Source organism: SAR86 cluster bacterium, assembly GCA_023703675.1.
Lineage (GTDB): Bacteria > Pseudomonadota > Gammaproteobacteria > Magnimaribacterales > AG-339-G14 > AG-339-G14.
Window position 1 is genome coordinate 840,982 of record CP097974.1, and the last position, 20,453, is coordinate 861,434.

A 20,453-nucleotide genomic window follows, 5' to 3' on the forward strand; every position below is an offset into this window, starting at 1 on the left:
TTACCTCCTTATTTTTCTAATAAATGATTTTGATATTCTTCTCTCAAACCAGTTTTTAATAATTTACCTGTTGCTCCGTGGGGAAGTTCATCGACAAATATTATGTCGTCGGGCATCCACCATTTTGCAATCTTATCTGAGAGAAAATTTTCGATTGAGTCTTTTTCGCAGTCTTCTAGACCATTTTTAACTATAAATAAGATTGGTCTTTCGTCCCATTTAGGATGAGCTACTCCAACCACACAAGCTTCCGCTACACCTGGATGTCCAACTGCTGTATTTTCTAAATCGATTGAACTTATCCATTCTCCTCCAGATTTTATTACGTCTTTACTTCTATCAACAATCCGCATATAACCACTAGTGTCAATTGTTGCAACGTCACCTGTATCAAACCACCCCTCCTCAAGAGCTGTTGATTCGGATTTAAAATATCTCTCAATGATCGCTGGACCCTTTACCATCAATCTTCCAAAGGTTTTTCCATCATTTGGAAGAATTTTTCCGTCGCTGTCTACAATTTTCATGGAGCAGCCATAAACTGAGCGTCCTTGACTGGTTTGAATGTCATATCTTTCCTCTAGGTCCATATCCTTCATCTCTGGAGTATAAGAATTTAAAGTGCCTAAAGGACTCATTTCCGTCATTCCCCATCCGTGAAGTAAAAAACAATCATGTTTTTCCTCAAAAGCTTTTATCATAGCCTTTGGAGCAGCTGAACCCCCAACTAACACGCTTTTAACTGATTCAAGCTTTATACTATTTTTTTCAGCATAGTTAAGTAGGTCTAGCCATACAGTAGGAACACCCATTAATTGATTTACTTTTTCTGAGGTGATTAATTTACAGATCGATTCACCATCTGTGTGAGGTCCCGGAAATACCATTTTTGCTCCATACATAAAGGAAGCATAAGGAATTCCCCATGCATTTACATGAAACATAGGCACAACAGGAAGCAATATTGTTTCTGGTGTCAAATTCATTGCATTGCCTGCGGTCGCATACCATGCATGTAAAACAGTTGATCTATGAGAGTAAAGAACTCCTTTAGGATTTCCTGTTGTCCCAGAGGTGTAACAAAGTGAAGAAGCTGTATTTTCGTCAAACTCCGGCCAAGAAATTGTGTCTGATTCATCGGAAATAAAGTCCTCATAACAGATGAGATTTTCTAAAGATGATGAAGGCATGTTTTCTTTATCAGTTAAAATAACAATCCCTTTAACTGTTTTTAGATCCGAAATTACATTCTCAATAATTGGGAGAAATGGAGCGTCCACAAATATATACTTATCTTCAGCATGATTAACAATATATTTAATATCATCCGGAAAAAGTCTTGGATTTAAAGTATGTAAGACTGCTCCCAACCCAGAAATACCAAAGTAAAGCTCTAAGTGTCTATAACTGTTAACAGCCATAGTCGCAATTATGTCTCCTTCTCCTATTCCAAGGTTTAGTAAAGCATTTGCTAATTTTTTCGATCTCAAGGCAGAATCTTTGATCGTATACCTATGAATACCTCCTTCAACTGTATTACTTACAATTTCACTATTGGCATTGTTCTTTACAGCATGTTCCAATACACCTGAAATAAGCAATTGTTCCTGCATCATGTTACCTAACATCATTCACTCCTAATAGGTAATTAAAATAGAAAACTAGAATATAACTGTAATTTCAAAGCTTCAACTTTTTTTTAGAGTTTTGAACAAATTTTACAATTTTGGTTCTTTGTTAATTTGATACTTTTTAAGTTATTTTCTTTTAAATTTAATTCAACTAATTCCGAATTCATCTTTTCGTTGGTAATAATTCTCTTTATAGACTCTGAAGCCATAAAAGAACCAATAACGCCCACTAGTGGTGAAAAAATACTTGCTTCTCTGCAAGTTAAATCTTCGCTATCTAAATCTTCAAAGAAACATTCGAGGCATGGAGAATTATCATCTTTAAAATCTAAAGAAAAAAACTGACCCATCCAACCTTGGGAAGATCCGGAAATTAATATTAATTTTTTATTTTTACAGTAAATATTTATCAATTTTCTCGTATCAAAGTTATCAGTACAATCAAGAATGATTTCAGAATTTTTAAGCGCTTTTTCAATGTTAAAGGCATTAAGCTTCAAATCTTGAGATCGAATATCTATTTCTTTATTAAGTTTAATAAGTTTGTTCTTTGCGACCGACGCTTTCTGTCTATCTAAATCTTTTTCGGAAAATAGTATTTGTCTCTGTAAATTACTAATGTCAATAAAATCATCATCTATTAAATTCAATGTGCCCACGCCAGAAGCAGCAAGAAAACAGGAAGCAGAACATCCCAAACCTCCTAAACCAACAATTGAAATCCTTGAAGAAGATATTTTTTTTTGACCTTCTATGTCTATCTCAGGCAACATAATATGTCTGCTGTATCTGACTAAATCTGCATCTTTCATTTGCTTAAGATTGAGACTCTCATTAAATTGTTGCTATCTTTTAACTGTTCAAAGTTTTTATATCCAATTTTTTTTGCCAAAGTCAGAATTTTTTTTGATTGTTCGTAAGAGTGTTCTATTAGTAGCTTCCCTTTTGGATTAAGGAATCTAATACTTTTAGAAATAATAGTATCTAAATCTTTAAATCCTCTTTCATCTGAAAACAAAGCAATCGACGGCTCAAACCATATTCCGTCAGCATCCTTATCTAATGATCTCCTATCTACATAAGGAGGATTAGAGACTATAAAATCCATTTTTGGAAAAAGCCATTTCTGATTCCAGTCGTGATGTAAAAAAATTACATTATCTACATCTAAGCTTTTAGCATTTTTATTGGCTATCATTAATGCGCTTATAGACTTCTCAGTACCGAGCACATTTAGTTTCTTATTTTCTTTTGCTACAGATAATGAAATAACGCCTGAGCCTATTCCTAACTCTAATAAATCTTTATTATCTAGATCTTGTTCCAATAATTTTTCTACCAGCATTTCTGTTTCCGGTCTTGGGACAAGTACCGATTCATCTACAAAAAAATCATTTTTCCAAAATCCTTTTCTACCAACTAAATAAGCTAAAGGCTTTTTTTTCTTTCTTTCTTGGACAAGATCAAAAAAAAGTTTACTTTCTTTGATGTTAATTTTTTCATCTCCATGAGTGAAGAGATAGCTTCCATCAACACCTTTTACAAATTCTAATAAAAGTCTTGCATCTAGGGAGTCAATATTTGTGCTTGCCTTTGAGAGAGCATCCTCGATGTTAATTGTTTGTTGTTTCATCTTCTAAATTAAGCAACATTCTTGATTGATTTTCCTCTAAAAGAGTTTTAAAAATATCTTCCATATCTCCATCTAAAAAAGCTTCAAGGTTATGGCTAGTAAAATCAATTCTATGATCTGTAACTCTGTTTTGGGGAAAATTATAAGTCCTAATTTTCTCAGATCTGTCGCCGCTGCCTACCATATTTTTCCTCTTATTTTCTAACTCAGAATTTTGTTCGTCTAAAGCTCTTTCTGTCAATTTAGATTGTAAAAGAATCATCGCTTTTGCTTTATTTTTATGTTGAGATCTTCCATCCTGACATTCGACCACAATCCCTGATGGAATATGAGTAAGACGGACTGCCGAATCAGTTTTATTTACATGTTGTCCTCCCGCACCAGAAGCTCTAAAAGTATCAACCCTTATTTCAGACTTGTCTATTTCAACTTCATCTAAACTTTCAACCACTGGTAAGATCGCTACGGAACAAGCTGAAGTATGGATTCTTCCTTGAGACTCTGTCTCCGGAACCCTTTGAACCCTATGTACACCTGATTCAAATTGCAGATACCTGTATACATTATTACCTGAAATTTTAGCTACAATTTCTTTAAAACCGCCTTTTTCCGACTCTCTAGAGGAGATAAGTTCTATTTTCCATTTTTTTCTTTCTGAGAGTCTTGAAAACATTCTAAATAGATCACCGACAAATATTCCAGCTTCGTCGCCTCCAGTTCCCGCTCTAACTTCTAAAAAAATATCTTTTTCTTCGTCCTCATTTTTTGGGATTAATAATTTCTTTAAATCAAGTTCCAGTGCTTTTAAAGAGTCATTGAATTTAACAAATTCTTCTTTTGCAAAATCTTTTATTTCAATATCAGAATCATTCATTAAGACCTTGGCTTCCTCAAGTTCATCTTTTATTTTTTTAAACTCAAGATTTTTTTCAACTAATGGTTTTAAATCAGAATATTCTTTAGTGTAAGCAGCATAAACTTTTTGATCTTTAAGAATTTCAGATGAAGAAATTTCTTTTTCTAGAAATTTAAACCTTTCCTCGGCAGATTCGAGTCTTTGTATAATAGATTTAAGCATTTTATTAAATTCTGACTATTATTATATTCATGAAAATTCTAAAAGAAATGAAGAAACTTAACTTTGGTTTTTTATTGATAATAAGTATGTTTTTGTTTAGCTGCGTTTCAAATTTTTATTCAGAAATAGGAGACAGGTCTAGTAAAGAAGGAAAATTTTCTATATCAATTAATGAAAAAGTTTTTTCTGGATTTTTAAAAATTGAAAAGATCCGTAATGACTTTTACTTGAAAATTAGCTCATTTGATAACCTAAACAGATTTAAAATTAACTTTTCAGAAGAAAAAATTTATCTAGGGGAAAAAGAGGTTTTACTTTTTACGATTAACAACAATTCAAATCTTAAAAAACTTAATTTTTTCAAATTATTAAATTGGGCTTTTGAACTATGTGGCAATGCAGAATGTCTTAAGGTAAAAGAAGAAAATTTTTTTTTCATAAAAACTCAAAGAGCTAAATCTACTTTAATTGAAGCAAGTGATTTAGAAGAAACCTTTTCTTTAAAAATATTTATAGAATGATTTACGAAATATCTTCCCCAGCAAAAATCAATTTGGGTCTTAAAGTTCTTAACAAAAGAACGGACGGATTTCACAATATAGAAACAACATTTCAATTTTTAGACTGGGGAGACGATATCATCATTGAAACAGAAGTGAATAAAAATCAAATAGTTTGTCCAGGTGTAGAAGAAAATGAAAATATTGTAAGCAAATTGATAAATTTATTAAAAAATACACTTGATTTTAAAGAAAACTTAAAAGTAATTATTAACAAAAGAATTCCACTTAAATCCGGCCTGGGAGGAGGAAGCTCAAATGCAGCATCAGTTTTAGTAGCTATTAATAAAATCTTCAATCTTGATCTTTCCAAAAAAAAATTAATTGACTTGGCTTTGATTCTTGGTTCTGACGTACCTATTTTCGTTCATGGAAGATCTTCAATTGCTACTGGGAGAGGAGAAATATTTAAAAAAGTTTCTTTGATTGAAAAACCAGTGCTCGTAATTATTCCAAATTCAAAGGTTTCAACAAAACTTGCTTTCGAGAATTTTGAAAATATCGAGACTATAAAGTATTCAAATAAAAAAAATTTTAATTCTTTCGAAAACTGGATTAGGAAAAATATTTCTGAAATTGATAAAATTTTTAACTTTATTGAAAATTATAATGATGCCCATCTTTCAGGCACAGGATCTGCTATTTATTCAATGTTTAATAATTTTGAAGAAGCCCAAAAAATAATAGATAATGCACCCTCAAATATGAATTGTTTTTTGACTACTACATTGAATAATTCACCAATAGAAGATGAGATTAAGAATTATGGGGTGTAGCCAAGCGGTAAGGCAGCGGCTTTTGATGCCGCCATGCGATGGTTCGAATCCATCCACCCCAGCCAAAAAAAATTTTAAGAAATGACAGAACAAAACAATAATCTTGTCCTATTTTCTGGATCTTCAAACCCAAATTTAGCCCGAAGAGTTGCTAAGGAATTAGGAAAAAACCTAGGAGATGCCTTTGTTGGTAGATTTAGCGATCAAGAGCTTAATGTCAGAATCGATGAGCATGTCCGTGGTATGGATGTATTTATATTGCAATCTACCTGTTTTCCCGCAAATGAGAACTTAATGGAACTTTTGATAATGATTGATGCTCTCAGAAGATCCTCAGCCTCTAGAATAACAGCTGTCATTCCTTATTTTGGTTACGCAAGACAAGACAGAAGAGTTAGGTCTGAAAGAGTTCCCATAAGCGCAAAGTTAGTTGCAGAGATGCTTCAAAATGCAGGGGCAGATAGGATATTAACAATTGAACTTCACTCTGATCAAATTCAAGGTTTTTTCAACGTCCCTGTGGATAATATCTATGGAACTAATGTTACTTTTGAACATATAGATAAGGCGGATTATGAAAATCTTATAATTGTCTCGCCAGATGTAGGGGGAGTAGTTAGAGCGAGAGCATTAGCAAAACTTCTAAATGATGCTGAACTAGCTATCATCGATAAAAGAAGAGAAAAAGATAATCAATCACAGGTTATGAACGTAATAGGAGATGTTGCCAAAAAAACTTGTGTACTTGTTGATGACATTGTAGACACAGCTGGAACAATTTGTAATGCAGCTGAAGCATTAAAAAATGCTGGAGCAAATAAAGTAATATCTTACGCAACACATCCAGTTCTATCTGGTCCTGCATTAGAAAGAATAGAAAAATCAGGGCTAGACGAAATCATAGTTACTGATACAATCCCGCTTTCAGAAGAAGCATCTAAATTAAACAAAATTAAGATAATTTCTTTGGAAAAAACAATTGCAGAAGCGATTAATAGAGTAAATAAGGAAGAGTCGGTAAGTGCAATGTTTCTTTAGGTTAGGTTATGAGTGATCAAACAGTTTTAAAATTCGAATATATTGCAGAAGAAAATAACTTATCTGCAAAAAGTTTAAGAAATATTGGTAATGTGCCAGGAATTGTTTATGGGTCTGGAGAAGAAACAAAAAAAATTTCCCTTTTAGCAAAGGACCTTAGAAAAGCCTTAGAACTTCCAAGTATTTTTTCTCAAGTAATTTTACTTGAAGAAGGAGAAACATCTCATAAAGTCATTCTCAAGGCTGTACAAACTAACCCAGCTAATGACAACCCTATTCATGTTGATTTTATGAAAGTTTCTTCACAGACTATGATAACAATGCAAGTCCCCTTGAAGTTTATTAATGAAGAATCTTGTATTGGTGTGAAAAATCAAGGTGGAATGATTTCAAAAAATAGAAATGAAATAGAATTGACTTGTATGGCTGAAGTTCTTCCAGAATTTATAGAGGTTGACATTGCGCAACTCGAATTAGGTAATTCTATTATGCAAACTGGACTTATTCTTCCTGAGGGAGTGGAACTTTCTAATGCTTTAAGTTCTGGTCAAGATCAACCGGTTGTCTCTTGTAGTACTACTCGAGCTACATTGGATATCGATGAATCCGATGCTGAGCTATCTGAGGGAGTAGAAGGTGTAGAGGGAGAATCTCAAGAAGGCGATACTGAGGCGCCGGTAGATACCGAAGAAGAAAATAATTCTTAATGGAAAAATTTTTAATTGCTGGCCTGGGAAATCCAGGAGCCAGGTATGCAAAGACAAGACACAATGCCGGAGCAGATTTCGTAGATGAATTATCAGTTAAGTGGGGATTAAAATTCGAAGAAAAAAAGTCCATAAAATCTTACTTAGCTCGATATGTTTTCAAAAATAAAGATATCTATTTAATCAAACCAATTGTTTTTATGAACAATAGTGGTAATTCTCTTAAACCTGCGATAAAAAAATATAACTTAAACTTAGCAAGTGTTTTGATAGTTCACGACGATTTGGATCTCCCATCCGGCTCATGCAAATTAAAAAAATCTGGAGGAGATGGAGGTCATAATGGTTTAAAGAGTATCATTGAAAGCCTAAGTGGAGAAAAAGATTTTTTGAGAATGAGAATAGGAATAAGTCATCCGGGAAAAGCTTCTCTTGTAAATGATTACGTAGTAAAAAAAGGCACCACAGAAGAAATTAACGAGAGAAAAAAAGCTATAAAAAATGGAATAGAAGTAATCGAAGACATAATATTTGCTGGCTGGGAATTAGCTGCAAACAAGCTACACTCTAAATAATGTCTTTGAAATGTGGAATAGTTGGACTTCCTAACGTTGGTAAATCAACTCTATTTAATGCTCTTACAAATGCGCAAATTCAAGCGGAAAATTATCCTTTCTGTACCATTGAACCTAATCAGGGTATTGTTGAAGTGCCTGACAACAGACTAGAAAAGTTAGTAAAAATAGTTAAGCCAAAGAAAGTTATTCCAGCAAGCGTCGAATTTGTAGACATTGCAGGTTTGGTAGAGGGAGCTTCTAAAGGAGAAGGACTTGGAAATACTTTTTTGTCCCACATAAGAGAAACTCAAACAATTATTCAAGTGGTAAGGTGTTTTGAGGATAAAAATATATCTCATGTAAATAATAAAGTGGACCCATTAGCCGATGTTGAAATAATTGAAACAGAATTACTTTTAGCTGATTTAGAAATTCTTGAAAAAGTAAAGATTAATTTTAATAAAAAAAAATCCATTTTAGATAAAAGTTCAAAAGAAAAATTAGAGGTAATTGAAGAAATAATAGAATTAATAAAAAAATCTAATAGAAAAAAAATTTCTGAAATCTCTAATGAAAAAAAGAATCTCGTTAAAGAGTATAATTTAATTTGTCTTAAGCCTTTCATATACGTCGCAAATATTGATGAAAATAATAGCGAAATCAATATTGAAACTTTGAAAAATAAAGTCTCGAAAGAAGGGTCAGAATTTATAACCTTATCTATAAAATTAGAATCAGAAATTTCCGAGCTAGATACCGACGAAAAAATAATTTTCCTTAAAGAAATGGGTCTTGAAGAGTCTGCTCTAGAAAGATTAATTAGAAAATCATATAACAGCTTAGGCTTAGGTACATTTTTTACTGCTGGAAAAGAAGAAGTAAGAGCATGGGTATTAAAGAAAGGATCTTTGGCTCCTCAAGCAGCAGGTGTAATTCATTCAGATTTTGAAAGAGGTTTCATAAAAGCAGAAGTGGTGAGCTTTGACGATTATATTTCGTTTAATGGAGAGCAAGGTGCCAAATCTGCGGGGAAGCTTCGTTCGGAAGGTTCCGACTATGTTGTAAACGAAGGAGATATTATTTTGTTTCGTTTTAACGTTTAAAGCTTGACAAAACTTTTTATGAAAAAGAGAATCCCCCTTTGGCTATGTAGCTCAGCTGGTTAGAGCGCAGCATTCATAATGCTGAGGTCCTGTGTTCAAGTCACAGCATAGCCACCATTTCTATTCAGTGCTTTCTTGACCATTGTTAACGGCTTTCATGCTCAATTTTATTTTTCCACGATCATCGATTCCAATGACCTTTATATCCACCTCTTCACCTTCAACTAAATAATCTTTTACATTTTTAACTCTTTCCTCGGCAATTTCTGATATATGAACTAGCCCTTCTTTTCCCTTTTCAAAAGAGACAAAAGCACCAAAATCTACAATTTTTACAACTGTTCCTACGCAGACTAACCCAACCTCTGGATCTGAGATCATAGACTCAATAATTTCTAGAGCTTCCTGCCTTGATTCTTTGCTTCTTCCATAAATACTAATATTACCGTTGTCACTTATATCAATATTTGTTTCTGTTTTCTCAGTAATACTTTTAATTGTGCTTCCTCCTTTACCAATAACTTCACCAATTTTATTTTTAGGTATAGAAGTCTTTATTGCCTGAGGAGCTAAGTCTGAAAGTTCAGGTCTTGATTCGCCCAAAACTTTCGCCATTTCGCCAAGTATGTGAGACCTAGCTGTATTTGCTTTATTTAAAGCATCTTGAAGAATTTTCTCATTAATACCCGCAATTTTTATATCCATTTGAAGAGCAGTTACCCCATCTGCTGTTCCAGCAACCTTGAAATCCATATCACCCAGATGATCTTCGTCTCCAAGAATATCAGTTATAACACAGTAATCATCCTCACTTTTCACTAAACCCATTGCTACTCCTGCAACAGCTTTTTTAAGAGGAATGCCAGCATCCATCATAGCTAAACTTGAAGAACAAACAGTAGCCATAGAACTTGAACCATTAGATTCTGTAATTTCTGAAACCACTCTTATTGCATATTCAAATTCCTCAGGATCAGGTAACACAGCCTCCAAAGCTCTTCTGGCTAATTTACCATGCCCAATCTCTCTTCTTTTAGGACTACCAATCATTCCGGCTTCACCAACTGAATAAGGAGGAAAATTGTAATGCAACATAAAGGCATCTTTGGAGTCACCTTGAAGCGTATCAAGTAACTGAGAAAGTTTTAGTGAATCAATTGTCGCGACTCCAATTGATTGAGTTTCGCCTCTTGTGAACAATGCGGATCCATGCGCTTGCTTTAAAATACCTGTTTCAATATTAATTGGCCTCACGGTATCTAAATCTCTTCCATCTATTCTTGGTTGTCCTTCCAATAGGCGCGACCTGACGATAGAAGATTCAAGAGATTTAAAATAATCTTTTGCTTTGTCAATTTTTTCCTCTTCTTCTTCTTCAAATTGATTAGTTAAAAATTGTCTAGCATCAGAAACTGCTTCTTGCCTCAAAGATTTCTCTGGAATTTGGTAAGCTTCCTCAATTTTTGCGCTTACTGAATTAGTGACCATTTCCATTAGTTCTTCATCATCTTCTTCAAGAGTGTACTCAATTGGATTGACTTCAACTTGGGAAACCAACTCCTCGATTAAATCCAAACTTGGTTTCATTTCTTGTTGAGCGAACAAAATCGCACCCAACATTTGGTCTTCGGACAACTCTTTTGCTTCCGATTCAACCATAAAAACTGCATCTGATGATCCCGCAATAACCATTTCTAATTCTGATTTTTTTAGATCACTTAAAGATGGATTCAAGACATAATTTCCATCGATAAAGCCTACCTTTGCTGCGGATAAAGGCCCCTGGAAAGGTAAGCCAGAAAGCTGTAATGCAGCCGATACTCCTATTAATGAAATAATGTCAGCAGTATCATCTTTATCTATTGACAAAACGGTACAAACTACTTGGACTTCTTGAGTATATCCTTTCGGAAAAAGTGGTCTAATAGGTCTATCTATTAATCTAGAAGTCAAGACTTCTCCTTCAGATGGCCTGCCCTCTCTTCTAAAGAAACTTCCAGGAATTTTTCCTGCAGCATAGAATTTTTCTATGTAATTTACTGTCAGTGGAAAAAAATTCTGTCCTTCTTTTTGCCCGCCAGCTACTACAGTGACCAAAACTTGAGTATCTCCAGAAGAAGCAATTACCGAGGCCGTTGCCTGCCGTGCTATTTTTCCAGTTTCTAATGATATTTCTTTACCTGCAATTAATTTTTTGCAGGATACAACTTTACTTTTATCCATATTTTTTTAGATTTATTTAATCTATTATTTTCGGAGATTAAGCTCTTTCAAAACAGAACTATATTTTGCCTGATCATTCTTTCTAAGATAATCTAAAAGTCTCCTTCTCTTATTTACCATTCTTATCAGACCTTGCCTCGAATGATGATCTTTTTGATGATATTCGAAATGACCCTGCAGAGCCAAGATATTCTCCGTAAGAAGAGCAATTTGCACCTCAGGAGAGCCAGTATCTGATTCAGATCTTGAAAACTTTTTTATTACTTCACTTTTCTTATCAGCATCTAAGCTCAAGTGTTTTCTCCAACATTGTTAAAATTACCTAGTAATCTTTTGGGTTTCAAAAACCCATTATAACTTTCAACTATTCCCACAAAATTTTCTTTTTGATCAAAAAATCTAAAGAACCCGTCTTTTATAGCCTCTTTTGTTTCTATTATTTGGCCATTAGTTATTTTTTCTACTATTTCTGGGCGGCATTGTATCCTATCTAGACAATTAAGTGCATCCCCTGAAGGGATTATTTTCTCATTTAAATTTTTAACCGTTATATCATCAATATTTGAACTTTGACTTAAATCGAATCCTGCAGATTCAGTCCTGATTAAAGAAGAAATTGTCCCTATTGACCCTAAAGACTCGCAAATATCTTCTGCTAGGGTCCTTATATAAGTTCCAGGACCACACTTTACAGAAAATTTAAATTTATTCTCTTCAAAGCTTTCAAGAGAAATACTGTGGATTTTAACTTTCCTGCTTTTAATTTCTATTTCAATGCCCTTGACAGCATAATATCTATAAGGCTTGCCTTTGTATTTTAAGGAAGAATAAATTGGTGGCTTCTGTTCAATTGTTCCAACGAAAGATTTAAGTTTTTTTTCAAGAGCTAATCTAGATGGAATACTTCTAGATCTTTCAATGACCCTTCCATCCATATCTCCTGAATCTGTTTTGATCCCTAATGAAACCTCGGCTAAATAAGTTTTATTTTCTTTGGTTAAAAAATTTACAAATTTAGTCATCTCTCCGATGCAAACTATCAAAATTCCTGAAGCTAAAGGATCTAATGTACCAGCATGCCCAATTTTCTTTTTTTTTGAAAATAAGGTTTTTAACTTTCTAACGAAAACTCCTGAGGAAACGCCTTTTGGTTTGTTTAAAATTAAAACGCCATCAATCATCTAACTCTTCTGCAAATAGAATTCTTGGAATTTTTCTAAGTTTCAAATTTTTTCCTAATCTTGCTTTGATAAAACCTTTACTTTTCTCTAGACCTTTTTGAATATCTTGAGACTCCTCTGTGCTCAAATCTGTAAGATAAAAAATAGTGGCATTAGACAGATCGTCACTTAAATCAACTCTACTAATAGTTAAGTTTTTTAATCTTGGATCTCTGAGGTCAAAAAGAAATATTGAAGCTACCTCTTTTTTTATCAGATCGCCGACTCTTTGAGACCTTTTGAATGGTGAAGATTTAAACAATTATATTTTTCTTTTAATTTCTTCTTTATGGAAAACTTCTATCTTATCCCCAATTTTTATGTCTGAGTAATTTGAAATTCCAATTCCACATTCTGTACCAGACTTGACTTCTCTTACTTCATCTTTGAATCTTCTTAAAGAATCCAGAATTCCCTCATGAATTACAATATTATCTCTTAAAACTCTCACATTCATGTTTGCTGAAATTGTTCCTTCTTCAACTATTGAACCAGCTACAAATCCAAATTTTGGAGATTTAAATACATCTTTGACTTTAGCGACACCTTTAATATTCTCTTTAATTTCTGGGCTTAAAGATCCTTCAATGGTTGATTTAATTTCATCTATCAAATCATAAATAATTCCAAAGTATTTAATTGAAATTCCCTCTTCTTCAGCTAAGTTACTTGCAGCAGTATCTGCTCTTACATTAAAACCAAAAACAGATGCATCAGAAGCAATAGCTAAATTTACATCATTTTCAGAAATTGGGCCTACCGAGTCTAAAACTATTTTTATATTCACTTCATCTACTTTTAGATTATTAATCGAACCTACTAAGGCCTCTAACGAGCCATTTGTGTCAGATTTCAATACTAAATTTACAGAAGATTTTTCTCCATTAGATACATTTGCAAACAAATTTTCAGTTGTAACTCCGCTTCTTTGAGCGAGTCTTTTATCCCTTATTTTTTTTGATCTATTTTCTGATAAAGCTCTTGCAGCTTTTTCGTCTTCTACAACTATGAATTCATCCCCGGCATTTGGAGAATACTCTAAACCCGAAATAGATACTGGCTGAGAAGGCAGTGCTTCCTTAATATTTTCTTCCGAAGAATTTTTTAAGCTTCTTATTTTTCTATATTGATCTCCGACTAAAATTAAATCTCCAGTTTCTAATTTACCTTTTTTTACGAGCAAAGTTGCAACTGCTCCTTCACCTTTTTTTACACCTGACTCAAGCACCAAACCCGCAGCGGGTCCTGAATGATTAGTTTTTAATTCTAAAACTTCCGCGACTAATAGAATACTATCTAGCAAATCTTCGATGCCTTCGCCGGTCATTGCTGAAACAGAAATCATTTGAGTATCTCCCCCCCAGTCTTCAGGAGTCAGTCCAATTGCTGCAAGATCTCCTTTCACTTTATCAATGTCTGCGTCAGGCTTATCTACTTTGTTAATAGCAACTATTATTTCTACTTCTGCTGCTTTTGCGTGATCTAAAGCTTCTTGAGTTTGAGGCTGAACACTATCGTCAGCTGCAACAACTAAGATTACAATATCTGTTAAATTTGCTCCTCTTGCTCGCATTTGCGAAAAAGCTGCATGTCCAGGAGTGTCTATAAAAGTAATACTTTTGTTATTATGAAGAGTCTGATAAGCGCCAATTCTTTGAGTAATACCTCCTTCTTCAGAATCTGCTATAGAGGACTTTCTAATGAAGTCTAAAATAGAAGTCTTTCCATGATCCACATGCCCAAGTACAGATACTATTGGGTCTCTGCCCTCTTCTTCTCCGTCATAAGACAAATTTTCTATTAAGTTTTCCTCTTCATCTTTTTCCTCTAAGGGAATTCCTAAATGCCCAAGCTCTTCAACAACTAAAAGCGCCGTCTCCTGATCTATTGTTTGATTAAGCGTTACCATGACCCCATTAGTCATTAAAGATTTTATTAAATCAGCTGACTTTATAGATAATGCTTTTGCTAGATCCGCTACGGATATAAAGTCAGGAACTTTAACTTCTTTTTGAATGAACTCTGATGGTTTCTCGAAACTCTGAACATTCGCAGAAAGTTTAGTTTCTAAATATTTTTCACCTTCTAATTCCCTTTTATTTTTTTTACTATCCTTTAAAGTTAAATTGGTTTTTTTTGAGGTTACGGGCTTGTTTTCTTTTAAGGAAGTTTCTGATTTTTTTATTCGCCTTACTAAGTTACCTTTATTTTTTTCTTCAACTGATTGATCTTTAATATCTTCCTTTGATTTCTCGGCAGAGAGTCTTTTTCTTTCTGCATCATCAAAATCTATGGTACCTGAGAAATCTTTTGAAATTTCTGAACTCCCTGCATCTTTATTTTGGTTTAACCTGGTAATTGAAACCTTAGAATTAACGCCGGCCTTATTTGTAGTTTTTTTTAAAGAAATCGTTTTTTTTGAAGCTTTTTTTGAAGATTTAATAAAGTTGAGTAATATTTTTTTATCTTCGTTATTAATTTCCTCATCAGCGTTTTTATGAGTCAACCCAGCTGCTTTTATTTGTAGAAGCAACTCTTCAGGAGAATAACCGATTGCTTTAGCAATTTGACTTACTTTCATGTCACTCAATCAAACCATTCGGCCCTAGCCGCCATTATAATTTTTCCTGCTTCATCCTCTGAAATTTCTAATATGGGAGCAAGCTCATCAGAAGCAAGATCAGCCAATTCTTCTTTTGTTGAAACATTATTATTTGTAAGGTTTTCAATCATTTCACCATCAAGTAAATCTAGACTTTCAAGTGTGTTGTCTTTAGATTCTTCTTCCTCAATGTCGGATAAAGCCAGTTCCAAAAGAGCGGCTTCTGATCTTTCTAAAAGAGCCTCAGAAATTTCTGAATCTATTTCATCAATACTCTCCAAATCTTCCAAGGAGGCCTCAGAAATCTTTTGAATTGTATCAAAGCCACTTTGGATTAATTTTTCTGCTAAGTCGCTATCTACACCCATAAATTTAATTAATTTGTTTTCTGGTGAATCTTCAGTAACCAAGTCTTCGTTTTCGCCTCCTATTTGGATTTGCCAACCGATTAACTCGGAAGCTAGTCTAATATTTTGTCCATTTCTTCCAATGGCAAGAGCAAGATTCTCATCTTTCACTTTCACCTCCATAGTTCCATTTTCTTCATCCAAAACTATGGAAGTAACTTCTGCAGGTGATAAAGTATTTATAAGAAGTTTTGCAGGATCATCATCCCAGACAACAATATCTATTCTTTCACTTCCAAGTTCATTGGAAACGGCCTGAACTCTAGAACCTCTCATACCTACACATGCACCAACAGGATCAATTCTAATATCATTAGTCTTGACAGCGATTTTCGTTCTTGCTCCAGAGTCTCTAGCCACCGCTCTTATTTGGATAACCTCTTCTGCTATTTCAGGGACTTCTAATTTAAATAATTCAACTACCATTTCTTTTGCACTTCTACTCAAAATTAATTGAGATCCTCTATTTTCCCTCTCAGCCTCTCCTAAGATTCCTTTTATTCGATCGCCAATTCTGTAGATCTCACCTTGTACCAAATCTCTTCGAGACAAAGAAGCTTCTGCGTTATCACCTAAATCAACAATAATAAATTCCCTGGTAACTTTTTTAACTGTGCCGTTAACCAAAGTATTTAAGTAAGGTCTAAACTTTTTTATTATTTCTAGTCGTTCAGCATCTCTTACTTTTTGCACTATTACCTGCTTTGCTGCTTGAGCAGCAATCCTTCCAAATTCAGGATTTTCAATTTGTTCTTTATCTACGTCGCCTTCTTTTAAATCTTTTTCATCGGCTAAATCACTATCAGCTAAAATATGTATTTCTGAGTTCTCGTAGTTTTCAAAATCAACTGCTGTCCAACATCTAAATGTTTCAAAGTCACCTGTTTCTCTATCTATTGAAACTCTTATGTCTACTTCTTCTTGATATCTTTTTTTTGCGGCGCTCGCTAACGCCAGCTCAATAGCTTCAAATATAGTATCTTTTGGCAAATCTTTTTCATTCGACACTGATTCAGCTACCATCAATATTTCTTGATTCATTTTATGCTTGCTCCATGTATATTAATTTTGAAGATAAATAATTTGAAGAACTTATTTTTTCAAGATCTTCATTATGTTTTTTAACTTCTAAAAAATCATCTTCAGCTTTGATGAGCTTTCCTCTCAAAGTTTGTTTTGTATTTTCTTTCATGAATTTAATTTCAACTTGATCACCAAGAAAAGCTTTGTGCTGATTAAAATCAAAGAAAATTCGATCAATTCCAGGAGAAGAAACTTCTAATCTAAAGCTAAAATCTAAAAAATCTGAGTTATTAAGGATTTCCATTGTCTGGTTACTAACTTTTTCACAATCTGACAAATTTATAGATGTATCATTATTGTCTATGTAAAGCCTTATTAATTTAGATCTAGAACTTCCTGAAATTTCTAAACCCCAAAAAATATATCCCAAAGAAATAACATCTTTTTCAATCGCAGTTTTTAGTCTTTCCTTTATATCCATTATTTTATATTAAATAGGCCCATTAAGGGCCTATTTGGTAGCGGGGGCAGGATTTGAACCTACGACCTTCGGGTTATGAGCCCGACGAGCTACCAGACTGCTCCACCCCGCAATAAGTCGCAGGAGTATAGGATTTACATTAAATTTGGTCAAGTAAATTGGTGCCGAAGAGAGGATTTGAACCTCCACGAGCAAAAGCTCACTACCCCCTCAAGATAGCGTGTCTACCAGTTCCACCACTTCGGCACTCTTAATCTGGTAAGTCTTCAATTTCAATAATGCCATCTGAAAGGCCTTCTGTATTCACGGGTTCAGAAAAAATTTCTAATTCTGAGTCAAAATTTGTCTTTTGGTAAAGCGATATGCCTAAAGTATTGATAAAAAAAACTAATACTAAGACCCATGTCAAAGTTGTTAGGGTGTTACCAGATTCGATTGGGCCAAGCATTCCATTGTTGTTGCCACTCCCAAAGGCCGAACCGATATCTGCCCCCTTGCCGTTTTGCAAAAGAATGACAACTACTAATAAAATAGCAACGAATATTTGAAATCCTATTAAAAAACTAAGCATTTTTAAAAATTTTGGGCGATCTTAGCAAATTCTTCTCCATCAAGTGAAGCATTTCCTACTAATAATCCTGAAATATTTTTTTCAGCCAAAATTTCTTTAGAATTCGCGGCATTTACACTTCCGCCATATAAAATTTCTGATTTAATATTTCTAGTTTCTAAAGTTGCTTTTATGAAATCTATGGATTCTCTAATACTCGAAATTTCGGCAGATATGCCAGTTCCAATTGCCCAAATAGGCTCATAAGCAATTATCATTGAGCTTGATTTGAAGTTTTCTAAATTACTAAAAGACTCTAATTGTTTTAGTAAAAAATTTTCTCTGTCTCCACTTTTCTTAATTTCTAGGCTTTCTCCCACGCAGACTATAGGAGAGATTTTTTCATTAATTAATTTCTGGGTCTTCTGAAATACAGTTGAATTGGTATCTCCCAACATTCTTTGTTCAGAATGTCCAACGATACAGTAATGAATTTCAGAAAACTTTGATAAATGCTTAGCCGAAACTTGACCGGTAAATGGACCGGGGTCCTGATCAGATACGTCTTGACTTCCTGTTGATAAATATTTAGAAAAAGCAGATTTTTCAATAAAAAAAGGAATTTGCAAAAAATTTGGACAAACTATAATTTGCAGCGCTTCTTTAGGACAAACCTCACCACAATTATTTTCAAATTTTGAAATCCAGTCAGTAATGTCTAAGCTATTCATTTTCCAATTAGCAATTAAATACTTCATGAAAGATTTTTTGCAAAACTCTCTAACTCTTCAGAAACGTTTTTAGTTTTAGCTGAATCATTACTTTCCACCATAATTCGTAATAATTTTTCTGTTCCTGACTTCCTAACGTTTATCCTTCCTTTATTATTATTAATATCTGCTTCCAAACGTTTTTTTAGAGCATTAAATTTTTTATTTTTGATTATTTTTTCAGGATCATTTGTTTTTATATTTTTTAAAACTTGAGGATATTTCTTGAAGTTTTTTATATTTTTTTTGTAAACTTTATTTGAATAATTGATTGCATCTAAAAATTTAATTGCAGCGATAATTCCATCCCCTGTCAATGTGGAATCTAAACAAATCACGTGTCCTGATTGCTCACCGCCTAGCTCCCAGCCTAATTCTTCAAGTTTTTGAAGAACATATCTATCTCCAACATCTGACCTAATTAATTCAATATCTAACTCTTTCAAAGCGTCTTCAAGTCCTTGGTTAGTCATGTGAGTACCAACAACCCCTCTAGTTCCTAGGTAAATATTGTGTTGAAATTTTTCTTTAGCCAACAAATATAAAATTTGATCTCCGTCTATCTCGGTCAAGTCTTTGCTAACAAAGATTAATCTGTCTCCGTCTCCATCTAATGCGAGCCCAAAATCTGCATCATTTTCGGTTACAGCTTTTTTTAAAAATTCAATATCAGTCGATCCACAATCTTTATTAATATTCAAACCATCGGGTTTATTGGATATAACCTTTAAGTCAGCTCCTAATTCTTTAAACACCTTTGGAGCTACGTCATAAGCTGCGCCATTAGCAACATCAAGCACTAATTTTAATCCAGAAAAATTTTCATTTTTAGTAAGAGCTTTTTTACAAAACTCTATATATCGTCCTCCTGCATCAGAAATTCTATTAGCCTTCCCTAAACAATCGGCTTCAACGACTTGAAATTTTTCATCAATCATCTTCTCAATTTTATTTTCAATCTCTTCAGATAATTTTTTTCCTCTGTTGTCGAAAAATTTTATTCCATTGTCTAAATATGAATTGTGTGATGCACTTATAACGACTCCTGCCGCATTTTTAAATGAATTTGCTAAAAAAGATATTGCCGGAGTAGGTAGTGGGCCAACTAACTTGACGTCTACGCCAGCTGATATAAATCCAGATTGAATGGCAGTTTCAAGCAGGTATCCTGAAATTCTCGTATCTTTTCCAATAATGACTGAAGAAATGCCCATTTCTGAGAAAACTTTTCCTGCAGCCCAACCAAGTTTTAAAACGAATTCAGGATTTGTGTTTTCGTTAATAGGCCCTCTAATACCATCGGTTCCAAAAAATTTTTTCTTTTTAACAAACATCGATTTGATCTTTTAACTTTTTTGATAATTTTGCTACATTATGAACCCTTAGAATGTTCGCGCCATTTTCAGCTGCAATTATACTAGCAATAGCTGATTTTTCGTCCATATCTTCAGTTTTTGGTTCATTAAATAATTTATCTAAGAATCCTTTTCTTGATAATCCAATTAAAACCTTATTTTTATATTGAGAATAATCAAAGTCAAAGAGCAATTTTTTATTTTCTTCAAATGTTTTATCGTATCCAAATCCAGGATCTAAAATAATATTTTGTTCTTTTATTCCGACGGCTTTAAGCTGGTTGATCTGAGTTTTAAAGAAACTATCAATGTCATCCTCCAATGATTTGGTTCTATCTCTGGAGTTATGCATTATGCAAATAGGTACATTATGATTTTTAATTATTTTTCTTCCTAAAACTGAAGTCAACCCACTAACATCGTTTATCAGTCCGATCGGAAATTTCAGCACCTCTTTCATGACTTCTGGCTTTCGGGTATCAATTGAAATAATCGATTTGGTCTCTGAGATTAGTTCTAAAACCGGAATCAGTCTATCTAATTCCTCTTGAGTAGAAATTGGAGAATATCCCGGCCTAGTCGACTCCGCTCCTATATCAATAAATGATGCACCTGACTTTTCTAAAAAGTTAATTTCTTTGATAATTTTTCTTGAATCAAATTCTGAAGTTAAATTGTTAGAAATAAATTTACCACCATCTGAAAAAGAATCAGTGGTGATATTTATTATCCCCATAAC

21 protein-coding genes and 4 tRNA genes are annotated in these 20,453 nt (G+C 33.5%); 8 read left to right on the forward strand and 17 right to left on the reverse strand.

The window, feature by feature from the left end; all coding sequences use genetic code 11:
* Positions 1-8 precede the first annotated feature (8 nt).
* From M9C82_04265 to prfA, 4 genes are all read right to left on the reverse strand, one after another.
* Entirely contained in the window at positions 9-1,628 is a 1,620-nt protein-coding gene (locus M9C82_04265; protein ID URQ74126.1) for a long-chain-fatty-acid--CoA ligase, read from the reverse strand.
* Between the two features lie 71 nt (positions 1,629-1,699).
* Positions 1,700-2,443, reverse strand: coding sequence for a HesA/MoeB/ThiF family protein (locus M9C82_04270; protein ID URQ73178.1), 744 nt, complete (start codon positions 2,441-2,443; stop codon positions 1,700-1,702).
* Positions 2,440-3,264: a peptide chain release factor N(5)-glutamine methyltransferase gene (gene prmC / locus M9C82_04275; protein ID URQ73179.1), complete on the reverse strand. Its 825-nt coding sequence runs from the start codon at positions 3,262-3,264 to the stop codon at positions 2,440-2,442. Before prmC ends, M9C82_04270 begins: the two co-directional genes overlap by 4 nt.
* Entirely contained in the window at positions 3,245-4,342 is a 1,098-nt protein-coding gene (gene prfA, locus M9C82_04280) for a peptide chain release factor 1 (protein ID URQ73180.1), read from the reverse strand. The genes prmC and prfA overlap by 20 nt, the downstream gene beginning before the upstream one ends.
* A 29-nt stretch (positions 4,343-4,371) precedes the next feature.
* Between prfA and M9C82_04285 the strand changes: the two genes are divergently transcribed.
* The 8 genes from M9C82_04285 to M9C82_04320 all read left to right on the forward strand — a co-directional run bounded on the left by M9C82_04285 (position 4,372) and on the right by M9C82_04320 (position 9,200).
* Entirely contained in the window at positions 4,372-4,863 is a 492-nt protein-coding gene (locus M9C82_04285; GenBank protein URQ73181.1) for a hypothetical protein, read from the forward strand.
* Complete coding sequence (gene ispE, locus M9C82_04290) at positions 4,860-5,678, forward strand: 4-(cytidine 5'-diphospho)-2-C-methyl-D-erythritol kinase (GenBank protein URQ73182.1); 819 nt, start codon at positions 4,860-4,862, stop codon at positions 5,676-5,678. The genes M9C82_04285 and ispE overlap by 4 nt, the downstream gene beginning before the upstream one ends.
* A tRNA-Gln gene (locus M9C82_04295) sits at positions 5,669-5,743 on the forward strand. The genes ispE and M9C82_04295 overlap by 10 nt, the downstream gene beginning before the upstream one ends.
* Positions 5,744-5,759: 16 nt before the next feature.
* On the forward strand, positions 5,760-6,716 hold the full coding sequence (locus tag M9C82_04300; protein URQ73183.1) for a ribose-phosphate pyrophosphokinase: 957 nt from the start codon (positions 5,760-5,762) through the stop codon (positions 6,714-6,716).
* An 8-nt stretch (positions 6,717-6,724) separates the two neighbouring features.
* Positions 6,725-7,423 carry a 50S ribosomal protein L25 gene (locus tag M9C82_04305; GenBank protein URQ73184.1) on the forward strand — a complete coding sequence of 233 codons (699 nt, stop codon included), beginning with the start codon at positions 6,725-6,727 and terminating at the stop codon, positions 7,421-7,423.
* Positions 7,423-7,998, forward strand: coding sequence for an aminoacyl-tRNA hydrolase (gene pth, locus M9C82_04310; protein ID URQ73185.1), 576 nt, complete (start codon positions 7,423-7,425; stop codon positions 7,996-7,998). The genes M9C82_04305 and pth overlap by 1 nt, the downstream gene beginning before the upstream one ends.
* Positions 7,998-9,083 carry a redox-regulated ATPase YchF gene (gene ychF, locus M9C82_04315; protein ID URQ73186.1) on the forward strand — a complete coding sequence of 362 codons (1,086 nt, stop codon included), beginning with the start codon at positions 7,998-8,000 and terminating at the stop codon, positions 9,081-9,083. The genes pth and ychF overlap by 1 nt, the downstream gene beginning before the upstream one ends.
* Before the next feature lie 40 nt (positions 9,084-9,123).
* Positions 9,124-9,200 (forward strand) — tRNA-Met (locus tag M9C82_04320).
* 3 nt (positions 9,201-9,203) lie between these two features.
* On the opposite strand, the gene pnp is transcribed toward M9C82_04320, so the two are convergent.
* The 13 genes from pnp to folP form a co-directional block, all read right to left on the reverse strand.
* Entirely contained in the window at positions 9,204-11,306 is a 2,103-nt protein-coding gene (pnp, locus tag M9C82_04325) for a polyribonucleotide nucleotidyltransferase (GenBank protein ID URQ73187.1), read from the reverse strand.
* Positions 11,307-11,330: 24 nt separating this feature from the next.
* Complete coding sequence (gene rpsO, locus M9C82_04330; GenBank protein ID URQ73188.1) at positions 11,331-11,600, reverse strand: 30S ribosomal protein S15; 270 nt, start codon at positions 11,598-11,600, stop codon at positions 11,331-11,333.
* The gene (gene truB, locus M9C82_04335) at positions 11,597-12,487 is read right to left on the reverse strand and encodes a tRNA pseudouridine(55) synthase TruB (protein ID URQ73189.1); all 891 of its coding nucleotides are present in this window, start codon (positions 12,485-12,487) and stop codon (positions 11,597-11,599) included. Before truB ends, rpsO begins: the two co-directional genes overlap by 4 nt.
* Positions 12,480-12,788 (reverse strand): 30S ribosome-binding factor RbfA, encoded by a 309-nt coding sequence (gene rbfA, locus M9C82_04340; protein ID URQ73190.1) that lies wholly within the window; start codon positions 12,786-12,788, stop codon positions 12,480-12,482. The genes truB and rbfA overlap by 8 nt, the downstream gene beginning before the upstream one ends.
* Positions 12,789-15,107, reverse strand: a complete 2,319-nt coding sequence (gene infB, locus M9C82_04345) for a translation initiation factor IF-2 (GenBank protein ID URQ73191.1) — start codon at positions 15,105-15,107, stop codon at positions 12,789-12,791.
* Between the two features lie 5 nt (positions 15,108-15,112).
* Positions 15,113-16,576, reverse strand: coding sequence for a transcription termination factor NusA (gene nusA, locus M9C82_04350; GenBank protein ID URQ73192.1), 1,464 nt, complete (start codon positions 16,574-16,576; stop codon positions 15,113-15,115).
* 1 nt (position 16,577) lies between these two features.
* Complete coding sequence (locus tag M9C82_04355; GenBank protein URQ73193.1) at positions 16,578-17,039, reverse strand: hypothetical protein; 462 nt, start codon at positions 17,037-17,039, stop codon at positions 16,578-16,580.
* 35 nt (positions 17,040-17,074) lie between these two features.
* Positions 17,075-17,151: transfer RNA gene (locus M9C82_04360), tRNA-Met, on the reverse strand.
* 47 nt (positions 17,152-17,198) lie between these two features.
* A tRNA-Leu gene (locus M9C82_04365) sits at positions 17,199-17,285 on the reverse strand.
* Positions 17,286-17,289: 4 nt separating this feature from the next.
* Positions 17,290-17,610, reverse strand: a complete 321-nt coding sequence (gene secG / locus M9C82_04370) for a preprotein translocase subunit SecG (protein URQ73194.1) — start codon at positions 17,608-17,610, stop codon at positions 17,290-17,292.
* 2 nt (positions 17,611-17,612) lie between these two features.
* Positions 17,613-18,347 carry a triose-phosphate isomerase gene (locus M9C82_04375; GenBank protein ID URQ73195.1) on the reverse strand — a complete coding sequence of 245 codons (735 nt, stop codon included), beginning with the start codon at positions 18,345-18,347 and terminating at the stop codon, positions 17,613-17,615.
* Positions 18,344-19,693 (reverse strand): phosphoglucosamine mutase, encoded by a 1,350-nt coding sequence (gene glmM / locus M9C82_04380; protein ID URQ73196.1) that lies wholly within the window; start codon positions 19,691-19,693, stop codon positions 18,344-18,346. Before glmM ends, M9C82_04375 begins: the two co-directional genes overlap by 4 nt.
* Positions 19,683-20,450 carry a dihydropteroate synthase gene (gene folP / locus M9C82_04385; protein ID URQ73197.1) on the reverse strand — a complete coding sequence of 256 codons (768 nt, stop codon included), beginning with the start codon at positions 20,448-20,450 and terminating at the stop codon, positions 19,683-19,685. Before folP ends, glmM begins: the two co-directional genes overlap by 11 nt.
* Positions 20,451-20,453: the final 3 nt, after the last annotated feature.

What these genes read in the sequence shown, in the direction of transcription:
- M9C82_04265 (URQ74126.1), bottom strand. Translation starts at nt 1,628, where the DNA reads ATGTTAGGTAACATGATGCAGGAACAATTGCTTATTTCAGGTGTATTG.
- M9C82_04270 (URQ73178.1), bottom strand. Translation starts at nt 2,443, where the DNA reads ATGAAAGATGCAGATTTAGTCAGATACAGCAGACATATTATGTTGCCT.
- prmC (URQ73179.1), bottom strand. Translation starts at nt 3,264, where the DNA reads ATGAAACAACAAACAATTAACATCGAGGATGCTCTCTCAAAGGCAAGC.
- prfA (URQ73180.1), bottom strand. Translation starts at nt 4,342, where the DNA reads ATGCTTAAATCTATTATACAAAGACTCGAATCTGCCGAGGAAAGGTTT.
- M9C82_04285 (URQ73181.1), top strand. Translation starts at nt 4,372, where the DNA reads ATGAAAATTCTAAAAGAAATGAAGAAACTTAACTTTGGTTTTTTATTG.
- ispE (URQ73182.1), top strand. Translation starts at nt 4,860, where the DNA reads ATGATTTACGAAATATCTTCCCCAGCAAAAATCAATTTGGGTCTTAAA.
- M9C82_04300 (URQ73183.1), top strand. Translation starts at nt 5,760, where the DNA reads ATGACAGAACAAAACAATAATCTTGTCCTATTTTCTGGATCTTCAAAC.
- M9C82_04305 (URQ73184.1), top strand. Translation starts at nt 6,725, where the DNA reads ATGAGTGATCAAACAGTTTTAAAATTCGAATATATTGCAGAAGAAAAT.
- pth (URQ73185.1), top strand. Translation starts at nt 7,423, where the DNA reads ATGGAAAAATTTTTAATTGCTGGCCTGGGAAATCCAGGAGCCAGGTAT.
- ychF (URQ73186.1), top strand. Translation starts at nt 7,998, where the DNA reads ATGTCTTTGAAATGTGGAATAGTTGGACTTCCTAACGTTGGTAAATCA.
- pnp (URQ73187.1), bottom strand. Translation starts at nt 11,306, where the DNA reads ATGGATAAAAGTAAAGTTGTATCCTGCAAAAAATTAATTGCAGGTAAA.
- truB (URQ73189.1), bottom strand. Translation starts at nt 12,487, where the DNA reads ATGATTGATGGCGTTTTAATTTTAAACAAACCAAAAGGCGTTTCCTCA.
- infB (URQ73191.1), bottom strand. Translation starts at nt 15,107, where the DNA reads ATGAAAGTAAGTCAAATTGCTAAAGCAATCGGTTATTCTCCTGAAGAG.
- nusA (URQ73192.1), bottom strand. Translation starts at nt 16,576, where the DNA reads ATGAATCAAGAAATATTGATGGTAGCTGAATCAGTGTCGAATGAAAAA.
- M9C82_04355 (URQ73193.1), bottom strand. Translation starts at nt 17,039, where the DNA reads ATGGATATAAAGGAAAGACTAAAAACTGCGATTGAAAAAGATGTTATT.
- secG (URQ73194.1), bottom strand. Translation starts at nt 17,610, where the DNA reads ATGCTTAGTTTTTTAATAGGATTTCAAATATTCGTTGCTATTTTATTA.
- M9C82_04375 (URQ73195.1), bottom strand. Translation starts at nt 18,347, where the DNA reads ATGAAGTATTTAATTGCTAATTGGAAAATGAATAGCTTAGACATTACT.
- glmM (URQ73196.1), bottom strand. Translation starts at nt 19,693, where the DNA reads ATGTTTGTTAAAAAGAAAAAATTTTTTGGAACCGATGGTATTAGAGGG.
- folP (URQ73197.1), bottom strand. Translation starts at nt 20,450, where the DNA reads ATGGGGATAATAAATATCACCACTGATTCTTTTTCAGATGGTGGTAAA.